10 protein-coding genes are annotated in these 14,286 nt (G+C 58.1%); 1 reads left to right on the forward strand and 9 read right to left on the reverse strand.

The window, feature by feature from the left end:
- The first annotated feature begins 158 nt into the window (after window positions 1–158).
- Entirely contained in the window at window positions 159–2,855 is a 2,697-nt protein-coding gene (locus H5U02_10105; protein ID MBC7342776.1) for a PBP1A family penicillin-binding protein, read from the forward strand.
- 119 nt (window positions 2,856–2,974) lie between these two features.
- Here the strand turns inward: H5U02_10105 and H5U02_10110 are convergent, their stop codons facing one another.
- The 9 genes from H5U02_10110 to H5U02_10150 form a co-directional block, all read right to left on the reverse strand.
- Complete coding sequence (locus H5U02_10110) at window positions 2,975–3,619, reverse strand: histidine phosphatase family protein (GenBank protein ID MBC7342777.1); 645 nt, start codon at window positions 3,617–3,619, stop codon at window positions 2,975–2,977.
- Between the two features lie 75 nt (window positions 3,620–3,694).
- Window positions 3,695–4,966, reverse strand: a complete 1,272-nt coding sequence (locus tag H5U02_10115; GenBank protein ID MBC7342778.1) for an MFS transporter — start codon at window positions 4,964–4,966, stop codon at window positions 3,695–3,697.
- A 74-nt stretch (window positions 4,967–5,040) separates the two neighbouring features.
- The gene (locus H5U02_10120; protein ID MBC7342779.1) at window positions 5,041–7,446 is read right to left on the reverse strand and encodes an endonuclease MutS2; all 2,406 of its coding nucleotides are present in this window, start codon (window positions 7,444–7,446) and stop codon (window positions 5,041–5,043) included.
- Between the two features lie 26 nt (window positions 7,447–7,472).
- The gene (locus tag H5U02_10125) at window positions 7,473–10,112 is read right to left on the reverse strand and encodes a DUF3656 domain-containing protein (GenBank protein ID MBC7342780.1); all 2,640 of its coding nucleotides are present in this window, start codon (window positions 10,110–10,112) and stop codon (window positions 7,473–7,475) included.
- A gap of 43 nt (window positions 10,113–10,155) precedes the next feature.
- A complete protein-coding gene (locus H5U02_10130; GenBank protein ID MBC7342781.1) occupies window positions 10,156–11,178 on the reverse strand; it encodes an alkaline phosphatase family protein in 1,023 nt (340 codons plus the stop codon).
- 43 nt (window positions 11,179–11,221) lie between these two features.
- A complete protein-coding gene (locus tag H5U02_10135) occupies window positions 11,222–11,833 on the reverse strand; it encodes a DNA-3-methyladenine glycosylase (GenBank protein MBC7342782.1) in 612 nt (203 codons plus the stop codon).
- Window positions 11,814–13,538 (reverse strand): DNA polymerase/3'-5' exonuclease PolX, encoded by a 1,725-nt coding sequence (polX, locus tag H5U02_10140; protein MBC7342783.1) that lies wholly within the window; start codon window positions 13,536–13,538, stop codon window positions 11,814–11,816. The genes H5U02_10135 and polX overlap by 20 nt, the downstream gene beginning before the upstream one ends.
- Window positions 13,535–13,837: a cell division protein ZapA gene (locus H5U02_10145; GenBank protein ID MBC7342784.1), complete on the reverse strand. Its 303-nt coding sequence runs from the start codon at window positions 13,835–13,837 to the stop codon at window positions 13,535–13,537. Before H5U02_10145 ends, polX begins: the two co-directional genes overlap by 4 nt.
- A 67-nt stretch (window positions 13,838–13,904) precedes the next feature.
- On the reverse strand, window positions 13,905–14,286 hold a 382-nt coding region (locus H5U02_10150), incomplete at its 5' end, for a phenylalanine--tRNA ligase subunit beta (GenBank protein ID MBC7342785.1).

The raw sequence follows: 14,286 nt of genomic DNA on the forward strand, positions 1-14,286 counted from the left end.
AAATACCCGTACCTCCTCAGGTCAAACTCCTAAATTTTGGCGGTTATTCTATCATTTTGGTGCCGCATACTTCAGGGCAGGGACGTTCCCGGCCACCAAGCGCTATGATATAATCACTCTAACCGATCTAAAGGCACAAAAAAAGGGGGAGGGTAACCGTGCCTCCAAAATCTAAAAAGAAAAAGCTAAATGTCCGGCGAGCCATTCTTCTGGCAGCCATTATACTATGCCTAGTGGTAGTTGGTCTAGGCACCGGCCTGGTAGTGGCTGCAGTCCGTGATATGCCCACTTTCGACCTCGAGGCCATGCAAGCCGATGCCACCGGGTTCCTCTTGGATAAGGACGGCAACGTCTATGAACACATCCACGGCCCTGAGGACCGGGTACCGGTTTCCTTCGACCAGATACCCAAGAACCTTAAGGAAGCATTTCTGGCGGCAGAGGATCACAATTTTTATAACCACGGGGCCATTAGTATAGTGGGTATTGCTCGAGCCGCTCTGGTGAACCTGCGCAGCGGGCGCATCGAGCAAGGCGGCAGCACCATTACTCAGCAACTAGCCAACATGGCTTTTATTGGCCATCACCAGCGCACCTTCGAAAGGAAGATACAGGAAGCCATTCTAGCCTTCCAGCTGGAAAGGAATCTCACTAAAGACCAGATCTTTGAGCAGTATATGAACTGGGCATACTTCGGCCGCGGCGCCTACGGGGTACAGTCTGCCGCCCAAGCGTATTTTGGTAAAGACGTGAAGGACCTAAGCTTGAGCGAATGTGCCTTCCTGGCCGGGCTGGTGAAAAGCCCTGGCACCTTTTCCAAAGACCTGGATGCCGCCATTGCCCGGCGCAACGTGGTCTTGGATTTAATGGCTTCCTACGACTTCATCTCTCCTGAGGCAGCCCAACAGGCCAAAGCCGAAAAGCTAAATTTTGTTGAGGACAAAGATAGTTCAGCTGGCTATAAATATCCTTACTTCAGCGAGTTTGCCATTTCCCAGGCGGAGAAGCTGCTGGAGGCCAACGGCATGGATGCTTCTGAGCTTTTCCGGGCCGGCCTCAAAGTGTATACCACCTTGGATCCCAAGGTCCAACAAGCCATGGAAGATGTTTATGCCAACCCCAACAACTTTCCCCCCAGCAAGAAAGACCGCCTGATTCAAAGCGCCATGGTGGTGCTGGACCCAGCCACCGGCGAGGTTAGGGGAGTAGTAGGCGGACGAGGGAATAAAGTGCAGCGCGGGTTTAATTTCGCCGTCCCGCCGGCCGGCCGCCAGCCCGGGTCAAGCATTAAGCCGGTGGCCGTCTATGCCCCGGCTATTGAGCAAGGCTATGCCCCTGCCACCGTAATCGATGATGTGCCTACCAGTTTCCCCGGATACCGGCCGTCCAACTATGATGGCAAATACCGTGGGCTCATATCCATGCGCGAAGCCATTCAATGGTCGGTGAACGTAGCTGCAGTCAAGATGCTGGATACCATTGGGGTGGATAAGGGGTTCCAGTTCGCTAGGAACCTGGGCCTGCCCCTGAAAAACAGCGACCGCCATTTGGCCATGGCTTTGGGCGGCATTACCACCGGAGTCTCACCCCTGGACATGGCTGCCGCTTATGCCGCCTTTGCCAACAAGGGCATCTATACCGAGCCCCATGCCGTGATCAAAATCGAAGACCGCTATGGCAACGTGATTGCTGAGGCCAAGCCGCAGCGCCGGGCGGTCATGAGCGAACAGACCGCCTATTTGGTCACCGACATGTTGCGGACGGTGGTACAGAGCGGTACCGGTACCCGTGCCCAACTAGGAAGCCGGCCGGTGGCCGGCAAGACTGGCACCACCGAACTGCCTAAGACTCCCGAGTTCCGCGGCAAAAGCGGCATCAAGGACGCTTGGTTTGTGGGTTACACCCCCGAGTTGGTGGGGGCAGTGTGGATGGGATACGAGCCTACCGACCCTGAGCATTACTTGGTAGGCGTAGCCGGCGGCGGCCACCCCGCCCGGATCTGGAAGGCGGTAATGAGCCGGGCCCTAGCAGGGGTACCGGTCCACAACTTCCCCATGCCGGGTGGCCTGGTTTACGCCACCATCGATGCCAAATCCGGACTTCTGCCTAGCCCCTTGACTCCTCAGGAATTTATCCGCAGCGAAATCTTCGCTCAGGGGACTGTCCCTACCCAGATCTCCAACGTCTGGGAGGAAAAGCAGATTTGTGCTGAAAGCGGCAAGCTAGCTACCCCTTATTGCCCCAACGTAATTACCAAGGTATTCTTAAAGCGGCCGGTGCCCTTCACCGGTTCACCCCAGCCTCTGGATGCAGTACTGGAAGCGCCCAAAGAAACCTGTCCGCTGCACGGAGCTGGTTCCACGGTGCAAGTGAAAGTCTGTACCGACCCGCGCCACGGCGGAAAATTGTATCTGGCCAATATCCCCGGTCCCGGGCAGACGGGAGGTTGCCCGCCCGAGATGGTACAGGAGCGCACCTTTACTAAGGGGACTGAACCTACCCAACACTGCCCGCTTCCCGATCACCAGGTTTCTGACTCCACCACCGGCCCTCCTGGAGCTGTGACTTTGGATCTTAAAGCCGATCGCACAGGGAAAACCTCCGTAAAGCTTAACTGGAAAAGCAGCCCCTCTGATTTCTATCTTTACAATATTTACCGGGGAGAAAGCCTGGAGGCTATGGCACCAGTCTTTCCTCAACCCAAGGCCATTCCTAGGCTGCAGTGGACAGATGACCAGGTGCAGCCAGGGAAGACCTACTATTACCAGGTAAAGGCTTACGATCCAGTTTCCGGAGACGAGCTGGCCGCTTCCGACCCGGTCCCGGTGCCAATTCCCTCCAACGGTAAGACCTAGGCCAGCAGGGCTAGCTCGGCTAGCTCCTACCCAGCCGCCCTTTCGCCGCCTCCGGTGCCCTGGAGCTGCCTGCTACCAGCTTTGTCAGGTGGCAGGCACCCTCTGCTGGCAGGCAGGTACTAGAAGTCCAGTCGCGATCCTGGCTCAAGCGACCGCAAATGGCAGGTATCGTTTATGGTCTCGGCAATAAAGAGACGGCGGGCCCGGTCGTAATCGAAAATGTTGATGGCGCAGGTCCCCTGGCGGATGTGCCAGAAATGGCTGTTGTCCAAGCCCAGCATAGCGCAGATTAAGACTTTGAGGATTACCCGGTGGGTGACGATGGCCAGGGTCTCGCCTTCGCGCATCTCGCTCACTAGCTGCTGGAGGCCAGCCAGGCTGCGCTGGCGCACCCCGTCCAGGCCCTCGCCTCCTGGGGCAACAAAGGCTTCAGGCTTGCTTTCCCAAGCGGCGTAGTCCTCGGCATACTGGGATTTAACTTGCTCTAGAGGCATGCCCTGCCACTGGCCGAAATCCATATCATCGAAAGCATCATGGGGTATTACCTCCTGGTCATGGAATTGGGCTATGAGCTGGGCTGTCTCCTTGGCCCGCTGGCGCGGGCTGCAGTAAATGCGAGATAAGGGAGCATCCTTTAAAGCCAAGCCGGCTAGCCGGGCCTGCTCGCGGCCTTCATCGCTGAGGGGTACCTCCACCCTCCCCCGAAAGACGTGCTCACGATTCCAAGCCGTATCCCCATGGCGGACCAAAATAATTCGTTGCATGCTATGTATGCCTCCTCCAAAAAACATATATTTCCAGCTGGGGCGCCAGCTCAAGATGGATTCTCCCGCTGCACCCTACCTGTCCAGCTCCGGGTCTCCTTCGGCCTCCCGGCGCTGTTGGCGATTAGCAAGAAAATTTAAAGTCGCCACCGGAGAAAGCCCATGGAGTATAGAGTAACCCCAGGCCCAGCCGGCCAGGCAACCTCCGGCCGCCATGACATACATGAGCCGGGGGGCAATCCAGGTCGCTGCCCAGCCCCCTAGCATCACCGCCAGCATGTAGGCCACGGTAGTGCTCATGCCCACAAAGGAAAATATCCTCCCTTGCATGGAGTTGGGGGTCTGTTTTTGGAGCAGGGTATTCATCGCCACGTTGCTTACTCCGTTCCCCCACCCACCAATGGCATACCAACCCAGCGCCAGGGCCAGAACTGGGCTGATGCCGGTAAATAGGAGACCCAAAGCATTGAGCAGGAAGCCCCTCAAAAATGCCTGCTCTAGGGACCAGCGCTTGAGCAGCCACGGCGTAAACAGAGAACCAATCAACATCCCCGCGCCCCAAGCGCCGACCAAGAGCCCATATCCTTCCGGCCCAGCCTTCAACACCTTGGTGGTAAACACCACCTCCACCGCATCCAAACTCCCCGCCGTGGCGATCACGATAAACAGGCTGGTGATGACTACCAAGGCAGATTTTTCGGTAGTCAGGTAGCGGAATCCCTGAAGAAGGTTTTCTAGCCAAGGCTCCTCAGGTTTCTCCCCAGCTGCTACCAGCCCTGGGAGCTTTAAGCCCAAAAGCAAAAGCGCTGACCATAGGAAAGAAGCTGCATCCAGCCACAGAGCCAGTTTCCAGCCAGCCGCTGCTACCAAAACCCCTGCCAACGAGGGGCCGATGGCCAAAGTCAAATTGTAGGTAGCTGAAAGCAGCCCATTAGCCCCGGCCAGCTGATCCTCGGCCACGACGTTGGGAATGCTAGCCCTAAGAGCCGGTAGGAAGAAAGCCCCGCCTGCTCCCCCGATAAAGGCCAAGGTATAAATGTAAGGCAAGCTATCGTGCCAAACCAACACCGCCACCGCAGCTACGCGGATGAGATCGCAGGTGATCATGATCCGGCGCCGGTTCCAGCGGTCGCTCACCACCCCGGCCAAAGGGGAAAAAATCACTGTGGGCAGGGTATAGGCCAACAACAGCCCTGCCACCGCCGTGCTGCTCTGGGTAACTTGGTAGACATAAGTCACTAAAGCTATGGAGGCAAACCAATCCCCGAAATTGGACCCGAACTGTCCAATCCAAATGCGCAAGAACTGCCGGTTCCTTAGTAACGCCCAAGTATTGGCGCCCAGCATCGGGACTCCTCCGCAAATCATTTCCCTTCAACTTAGGGGCTGGCCCTCTGCTCCAGAATCCTTTGCGGAGCCACCTAAAGCTCAACCACGGTGACCCCTAAGCCGCCCTCGTTAGGGGCTCCTAGCCGGTAAGCTTTAACCCGCGGGTGTTGGCCCAGGTATTCGCTCACTGCCTGCCGTAGAGCCCCGGTACCCTTGCCGTGAATCAGCACCACCCGCCCCAATCCGGCCAAGATGGCATCGTCCAGGTATTTATCTACCTCGGCCAGAGCCTCTTCTACCCGCTTGCCCCGGAGGTCAATTTGCGAGCCAATGCTGGCCGCCTTGCCTTTGGCAATAGCCCCCAGGCCCTCCGTTTTACCCTCCCCACCGATAGCTGGCGCTGGCTTAGGCCTAATGCCGGACTCGACCCCGGGCTCACCCGCGGCCGGATAAAGGTCTTCCATGGAGGCCGCCACCCGCATGGCCCCGGCCTGGACTATGGCCTGGCCACGATCGCCGTTTATGTCCACCACCACACCCTTTAGCCCCAGGCGGGGAAGATAAACCTGGGAGCCAACTCGCACTTCGGCCAAGGGCTGACCTAGTACTTCTTCCTGGTCGCCAGCAATTTTGTCTTCAACTTCCTCCTCCACGGCCTTAAGCTTGGCCTGTAATGCCGCTAGGCCCCGATCTTTGGCCCGGGCCGCCTCAAGATCTAAAAGCTGGCGGAATTCGCCCAGCATGGCGTTGACCCGCTCCCGGGCTTGGCGGATAGTCTCCTGCCACTCCTCCCGGGCCCGACGGAGGATCTGCTCCCGCCGTTCCTTGATCTCTTGTTCTTGAGCCTGAACCTGAGCCAACCTTTGCTCCGCCTGCCGGCGCAAGGACCGGGCTTCGTTCAGCTCGCGCTCGGCCTGCAACCTTTTGGTCTCAAGGTCCTGGACCAAGTCGCTCACCGCCACCTGCCCCGGACCCAGATACTGCCTCGCTTGTTGCAGCACCCTACTGCTCAGCCCTAGCCGCTGGGCTATTTCCAGAGCATTGCTGCTCCCAGGAGCACCAATGCGAAGCTGATAAGTAGGCTCCAGGGAAGCGACATCGAATTCCACCGCCGCGTTTTCCACCCCGGGAGTTTGGTAGGCATAGATTTTCAGGTCACCATAATGGGTGGTGGCTATCACACGGGTTTGCCGGCTTCTCAGCTCATCCAGGATGGCCGCCCCCAGGGCGGCGCCTTCAGCCGGGTCGGTCCCGGCTCCCAACTCGTCTAAAAGGACCAGGGTATTTTCATCAGACTGCTCGAGGATGTAGATGATGTTCTTCATATGGGAGGAAAAGGTGCTCAACGATTGCTCGATGCTCTGCTCATCGCCAATATCCACCAGAATTTGCTGCCAAATTGGCACTTGGCTCGTATCCTCGGCTGGAATGTGAAGGCCGCACTGGGCCATCAGGCAAAGCAAGCCCACCGTCTTAAGAGCCACCGTCTTCCCGCCAGTATTGGGTCCAGTAATAATCAGGCAAGTAAAATCCCGGCCCACCTCCACCGATATGGGTACCACTTTTCCGCTCAAGAGGGGATGGCGGGCCTGGTCCAGCTTCAGCCTTCCCTCGGTATTTAATTCCGGCGCCACGGCATTCATCCTTTGGCTCAAATGGCCCCGGGCCAAGATCAGGTCCAGCTGCCCCAGGAGCCCCAGGGTAAACCCTATGGCCTCTGAAGCTTTACCCACCTGGCGGCTCAGCTGCCCCAGGATGGCCTCCACCTCATGCCTCTCCGCTGCCTGGGCCGCCCGCAGCTCATTGTTCAGCTCCACCACCGCCATGGGCTCGATGAAGACCGTGGCCCCGCTGGCGGATTGGTCATGGACCAGCCCCGGAACCTGGGACCGATATTCGCTCTTAACCGGCACCACATAGCGTCCAGCTCGGGAGGTGACTATGGGGTCCTGCAGGTAAGGTTGCATTTCCCGGGAATGAATTAGCCCCTCCAGGCAATCGTGAATGCGTTGCTCTAGGACACCAATTCGTCGCCGCCATCGGGCCAGCTCGGGCGAAGCCTCATCTTTTACCCGGCCATCCGGGTCCAGGGCCCGAGCAATTTCTACTTCCAGCGCTTGAAAAGTCTCAATCCGGGCAGCAAGCTTTTCTAGGCGCGGATAGGACTCCTTTAGCCCGGCAAAGAATTCCTTCAGGTGGCGGGCCGCCTGAACTACCTGCCTTACCAGCACTAGCTCCTCGCCCTTTAAGGTGGAACCTAGCTTGACTCGTTCTAAAAGTGGGTGAATATCGGTAATCCCATGGAAGGGTAAAACCGGATGCAAGCGGACCAGCCTGGCTGCTTCGCTGGTCTCCTCCAGCTTGGTCCGTACTGTTTCAATATCAGTGAAAGGCTTAATGCCGGCCGCCAGCTTCTTGCCCAATTCCGTATAGCAGCAGGCTTGAAGCCTGACCAAAACCTTATCAAGTTCTAGCTTTTCCAGGGTGTGTCGGTCCATCCCATCACCTCAAAGCTCCATAAAAATTATAACACGCCCCGGAAATAATGGCCTCGAGTTAACCCTCCCATGGATTCTTGTTCCCAAGCCGCTTCCCGGTTCTGGGCCCATTGGCGGTAGCTGGGGTCCTGGCGGCGGATCCGCTCCAGGGCCTGGCGGTAGACCCGCACCCGCTCGGCTACATACCCAGGCTCCTCCGGCTTGACATCTAGCCGGAGCCAGCTTACCGGCAGCCCCTCGAGTTCGGGCAGGCTCCCAAGCAGGCAAAGCTCTTTAGAATTCAGTAAGTGCAAACGGCAATCGCTATCCGGATATAGAGGAAAGACTAACCCGGTGCGATCCTTAAGCCCGTACCGTCGGCCCCGGCAAGGCAAGGAACAAGCCTTACTGGCGGTCCGCCCTCCCACCAGAGCTCCCACCGGGCAATGCTCGGAGATCATCAGGGTTAACCGGCCGTGTACCACCAACTCCACTTCCACCCCGGCCTCCGTCCTCGGACCCGCCCAACCCGCTGGACCGGCCTTTGGTTCTGCTCCCGGCCGGCTCCAGTGACCCGACCTCAGATAACCTAATCTCTGAGCCAAGTCCAATAGGGAGCGGATCTGGGCCAGATTAAGTTCCACCGACAAGGTTAGGCCCAAAACTCCATTTTCGGCCAGAAGTACCAGCGCTTGAGCATTGAATACGTTCAGAGAATAGTCAGCCCAGATCCTGGTGGCGGGATCAATTTCCCCTTGATCCCGGAGCCGGCGCACCAGCTCCAGGCCTCCCAAGTTCCCGACCATGAAGGTCTTAGCCCCAGCCCGAGACATTTCTACCACGTAGGCGCGGATCTGTTCTGCCTGGGTTTCCCGCCAAATCCGCGGCAGACAGGGCACCACTTCCGCCCCCTGGTCCCGACCCTTGGCTATAGCCTGCTTCTGCTGAGCTCGGGTAAAGGGGGCAAGAGCCCGCAGCTGTTCCCCTCCCAGGTAGATCCGGTTGGCGCCCGCCGCCAGAGCCGCTTCTGCCGCCGCCAGGCTTCCTACCACCACCGCTAGTCCGGGGTAAGTCTGGGTTGGGGTTTGGGCCTGTGCTTGGGCTTGGGCCTGGTCTTGGCCATGGCGGTTAGGGTGAGACCGGGAGGCTCCCAACAGATAACGCAGGTTTTGGAAAAACTTATCCTGGTCCACCGGGCGCCTGGCCTTCGAGACGTAGCTCCGCAATACGCCCTCCACCGCCTGCCGGCGGGCCTGATTAATCTGGCTTACCGGAACCATAATCTCCCCCTCCAGGCGAGCCTGGACCCCAGCCAACCGGAAGGGGGTATCCCCCAGCCGGTCCAGCTGGCGGGCTAGAAATTCTTGAGTGAGGGGATGCTTTTGGGCCGGTTGGGCCACTACCCGGGTAATGCCCTCACCCCGGTGGCCTCTCTCATCTTCAGCCACTAGGGAAAGCGGCTGGCCCGGAGATCCGTAGACTGAAAACCAAAGCCGCGGCCGCCTCTCCTCTAAATTTTCAGTTGAGTGCCTGGCTCTTTCCGCCAGGGCCACATCGTAGGTCTTGAACACTCGGTCGCCCTTTCTAGCCTCGGGGGGAGCCCAGATCCAGACCTTTTCCCCCGGGCCGGCCTGCGGTATGGCCCTTCCATTCTCGGTCAGCATTTCCTTTACCGTAGCTCCGGCCCGGCCACCCCGGCTGATCCAAAACTCGATGCCATCCCCCACCCGCAAGCCATCAGCTAGCACCAGCTCGGCCAAACTTCGCGCCTGGTCCACCGCAGCGATCCGCCCTAGAAATGTCCCCCGGTTGTTGGGCCGCTGGTAGCTCATAAGCTCCCGCCCCGGATTCTCCCGCCAATAGGCGCTGGTAAACAGGCGATTGAAGGCTTGGGCCAATTCCCGCTTTTCTTCTGGTAATACCATGAAATGGTCCGGGCCGGTTGCCAGCCGGTCCAGGGCTTGCCGGTAGATGCGGGTGACGGTAGCCACATATTCGGCTCGCTTCATCCGCCCCTCGATCTTTAAAGCCCGCACTCCCGCTTCTACCAGCTCCGGCAGGTAGCCGATCAAGTTTAAGTCCTTAGTGCTTAAAAGGTGGGGGCCGGGGCTGGCCACTTCTTGGCCGTTTTCGTCCACCAGACGGTATTCCATGCGACAGGGCTGGGCGCAGCGGCCCCGGTTGCCGCTACGCCCGCCCACCAAGGAGCTAAACAAGCACTGACCGGAATAAGAAAAGCAGAGCGCCCCGTGGGCAAAACACTCCACCTCTACCCCCGCCTGCCGGCAAATGATCTCTACCTCTGCCCGGGAAAGCTCCCGGGCCAACACCACCCGCTCCAGGCCCCAGCGGGAGACTAGCTTCGCCCCCCATAAATTGTGAATGGTCATTTGGGTGCTGGCATGAAGGGGGAGGTCAGGCAAAAGGCGGCGAGCCAAGCGGATCAGGCCTAGGTCTTGTACCAGTACCGCGTCAACTCCCATCTGATAAAGCTGGTACATAAAACTTAAGGCTGCTTCCAGTTCCTCATCCCGAATCAAGGTGTTGACGGTGACGTAAACTTTAACGTGGTGGGCGTGGCAAAAGGCCACCGCCCGCGCCAGCTCCTCCAGATCAAAATTGGCCGCCAACTGGCGCGCCGAGAAGGCCTTGCCTCCAAGGTATACGGCATCGGCGCCATTGGCCACAGCTGCCTCTAGCGATTCCCAATCCCCAGCCGGGGCCAAAAGCTCAGGAAGAACCGTAAGCCACCGACTCCCCTTTAGTTTCTACTAGCCGCTCAATTATCCAAGGCGTAACCTCAACCAAGCTCTGAACCCGCCCGCGGGCGGTGAGGTGGTCCCGGCCCACCGCCAGCAGCGGAACCGGGTTCAAGGTGTGATCTTTTACGCTCAAATCCTCAATATTCCCATGGTCGCTGGTAATTATGATCAGGGTCTCTGCCAAATCAGTATGGGCGATCAGGGCACCACAAAAGGCATCTAGTCGCTCCAAAAGCTCCCGGGCTCGGGACAAATCTTGTGCATGGGCAGCCACATCGGTTTGAAAGAACTCAAACAAGGTAAAATCGTAATCCCTGGCTAAGGCCGCTAGATTCGTGCCCGACTGTTCGGGGGTGTAAATGGGCACGTCATACTTCTGTTCCACCAAGAACTGGTTGGTGATGTCCTGGAAAACGGCCTGCCCAGCCAACAAATCCTTGAGGGTCCGCATGGGAAGCTTGGCGCTCAAGGTCATGTAGGTGGAGGCGGAAATAGGAAATTCCTCCAGGTTGGGAGCCTCAACTACAAAGGGGCGAAAGGCGTTGGCGTAAGTAGGGCGCTTGCCCAAGCGCAAGAGCTTCTGGAATATGCTCTCGGTAGCCAAAAGCTGCCGCAGCGAGTGGTCGGGAAAACCGCGCAAATGACGACCAATGTACCGGGAAGCATTTACCCCGGTCCAAAGGGTGCACTGCCCGGTGGCGCTCTGGGGTATACCGGGAACGCCTAGGCTAGCATCGATGGGCAACATCAAGGCCCGATCGGTAATTATGGTCCCGCGATCCCGGTAAAGGTGGTGTCCACCCACCAGAGCATCCCAAGCCGGGGTGCGAGCGCTAACATAGGGGTTAGTTTCAGGGTCCTCAACCCCTAGGCCCCACCCGTCGATAAACACCATAATGGTGCGCATGATCCTTCCCGCCTTCCTTGCGTAGCCAAATGCCAGCACATAACTTACGCTGGTGGCCGCTTTGGCCACTTCATCTTTGGCCACGACCGGCCAGCTATTTAGCTCCAGGACTAACCGTATTTGCTACTTAGGGCGCTCCGGCCCATTTTTTAGAGACATGGGGGTTTCCCCTAAGATAAAAGCGCAACAACCAGTCGGCCGCTTGAGAAATGCCGATCCGGGGCGCAGCTACGATCTCGTCATCACTTACAGTATAGCCAGAATCGCCATAGAAGCCAATTGGCCCCTCGACCACACTAGAACCGTTGAGCTCCTTGGTTATTCCTAAAGCCTGAACTAGCCGCCCGGGACCGCTGGCCAAGAGCCGCTCCTGTTTTACTCGGCGGTGTTTAAACATGATGTCTAAACCTATCAGCGGCTCGAGCGCCCGCAGCAATACAGCTTCTGGCCGGTCGTCACTAGCAGTGGTAACGTTGAAGCAGTAGTGCATACCATAGATCTGGTAAATGTAAGCATAGCCAGCAGGACCAAACATCACTTGATTGCGAGGGGTCAGGCCTCGGGCCGAATGGCAGGCCGGGTCCTCAGGGCCTACGTAGGCCTCGGTCTCCACCACCCTTCCGCCCACCAGGCCTTTCGGCGAGCAATAGATCATCAGTTTGCCCAATAGCTCCCGGGCCACAGTCACCGTGTCCCGAGCAAAAAAGTCCCGGCCCAACCTAACTCCGCTTGTGGGCATCAAGCCAAACCTCAAGGTCGGATAGGTTCCAGGCATTGATCACTTGATCCTTTTCCAGCCACCCCCGCCGCCCGGTAATCACCCCAAAGCGTATGTCTTCTAGGCGGGCCGCGTCATGGGCGTCGGTGTTGATGGCAATTTTTATTCCCAGCTCCTTGGCAGCGCGGACGTATTCACTATTTAGATCCAGCCGGTCCGGAGAAGAATTGATTTCCAGGGCGGTATTGGTCTTTTGGGCCAGTTCCAAGACCCGCTCCATGTCCACCTCGTAGGCCCGCCTCCGGCCCAAAATCCGACCAGTGGGGTGGGCGATAATGTCCACGTGGGGATTTAGCATGGCTTGCTCCAGGCGCTTGGTCATAGAAGCCTGATCCTGTTGAAAGCCGCTGTGGATGGAGGCCACCACTACATCCGCATCCTTCAGCACTTCATCGGGGTAGTCCAGCTGACCGTCCCGGAGAATATCCACCTCGATGCCATGGAGAATCCTAAAACCGTCCAACTCCTGATTTAAGCGCTGGATCTCCTCCTTTTGCTGGTACCATTTTTCTATGCTCAAACCCCCTGCCACTCCCAACGAACGAGAATGATCGGTTATGGCTATGAACTGGTAACCCCGCTCCCTGGCCGCCTCAGCCAACTGCTGAATGCTACTTATCCCGTCGCTCCAATGGCTGTGGATGTGGAGGTCGCCGCAGATATCTCCCTCCTCCAGTAAGCGCGGCAAATCGCCCCGGCTAGCGGCCTCGATTTCTCCTTTGGCCTCCCTCAGCTCGGGCGGAATGTACTGGAGGCCCAGGGCCTGATAAATGGCTGACTCTGAACCCAGGTTCAGGAATTCCTCAAACCCCTCGGAGCCCCGGCGGATGAGGTCACCTCGCCCTTGCTCCCGGGCCAAAGAGACTAAAAGCTGGTAATGGCGCTTGGAGCCCGTAACTCGAAGCCAAGTGGGAACAAACTGATCTTTAGGGACCATCCATAGGTCGGCCTCTAGCCCCACCCAGGTCTGCACCCGGGCCCAGGCCGGCCCCCGCTCTAGGACTTGCTTTACCAAGGGGTGGGAACAAAAGGTATTGATCACTTCACCAGGATGCAGGGCGGCGCCTACCAAATCGATGTCCCCCACCATCTCTACCCCCCGGCGGATGCTACCGCCGGTGGCGATGGCCTGCGCCCCCGGCACCGCTCTTAGGCTCTCCACCAAGTCCTCGGCTGCCGCCAAGCCTATGCCCAGCAACACTTTTCCCCGGAAACCGCGCAAAAGTTCAATTCCGCGCAGGATATTAACCTCAGTTTTGTTGCCCAGGCCGGGAAGGCGGCGAATCTGCTTCTCCTTAGCAGCCCGCTCCAAAGCTTCCAGGTCCTTAATCTGCAAATGGTCGTAAATGGTCTTGATGGTTCTGGGCCCAACCCCAGGTATGGCCAGCATTTCCCGTAGGCTTTCAGGGATCTCCTGCCTCAGATTTTCCAAATAGGCTAGCTTTCCGGTTTCCAAAAGCTCACCTATCTTTTTGGCCAGGGCGCCGCCGATGCCGGGTACCTGGGTGAGCCGCCCCTCCCGGTAAAGGGTGGCTACGTCCTCCCGCAGATGCTCCAGGGCCACCGCCCCCTTGCGATAGGCCCGAACTTTAAAGGGGCTTTCCCCTTTGATTTCCAGAAGGTCGGCGATCTCCTCTAGGAACCAGGCGATCTGGACGTTATTCACCCACTGCCACCATCCCGGATCAGGCGAACCAACTCATCGTATTCCCGCTGCAGCTTGGTTAGTTCATCCAATAAGTTCAACGCAACCAGCATGGTCAGCCGCGAAGGCGGCAGGTTGGGATATTTTTCGGCCGCCTGGGTTAGGCGCTCATCCAACCTTTGAGCCAATGAGGTCAAATAGTCCTCGGGATCAGATCCCTTTAGCTGATAACGCCCTCCGAGGATGGTAACCGTCACCCGGGTCGGTTCAGGAGCCGGCTCTAGGTGTGAGTTTAGGCTTTCCTTTTCAGTTGCCGCCACTGGTTGCGCCCCCTTTTTAAGCTTTACCGCCTAGCTTATGGTTCGCTAATCTTGGGCCAAATCCTCCCTAAAGCCCATCAGCCTTACGGAGCTTGGCCCCTAGGCGCTCCTCCAGCTCCTTGATAACGGCTTCCTCGATCTGATCCACCTCGGCATCGGTGAAGGTACGCTCAGGGTGGCGGTAAACCATCCCTAAGGCCAAGCTCTTATGACCGGCAGGGATCTGGGCGCCCCGGTAGACATCGAAGACGCCCACCGACTCCAAAAACTTGCCCGCCACTTGCCGCACACATTCCTGTACCGCTTCCGCTGGCACCGTTTCCGGCACCACCACCGCCAAGTCCCTCTCTACTCCCGGGAACCTAGGCAAAGGCAAGTAGCGCTTGACCTCGGCGGCGTGGGTTTCTAGGCTCTCCCAATCCAGCTCCCCTACTACTACCCTCTCTTTT

Source organism: Clostridia bacterium, assembly GCA_014360065.1.
Lineage (GTDB): Bacteria > Bacillota > DSM-521 > Neomoorellales > JACIYF01 > JACIYF01.

Excerpts from the sequence above, each read along its gene's own strand:
- H5U02_10110 (MBC7342777.1), bottom strand. The coding sequence starts at position 3,619 with ATGCAACGAATTATTTTGGTCCGCCATGGGGATACGGCTTGGAATCGT.
- H5U02_10120 (MBC7342779.1), bottom strand. The coding sequence starts at position 7,446 with ATGGACCGACACACCCTGGAAAAGCTAGAACTTGATAAGGTTTTGGTC.
- H5U02_10115 (MBC7342778.1), bottom strand. The coding sequence starts at position 4,966 with ATGCTGGGCGCCAATACTTGGGCGTTACTAAGGAACCGGCAGTTCTTG.
- H5U02_10135 (MBC7342782.1), bottom strand. The coding sequence starts at position 11,833 with ATGCCCACAAGCGGAGTTAGGTTGGGCCGGGACTTTTTTGCTCGGGAC.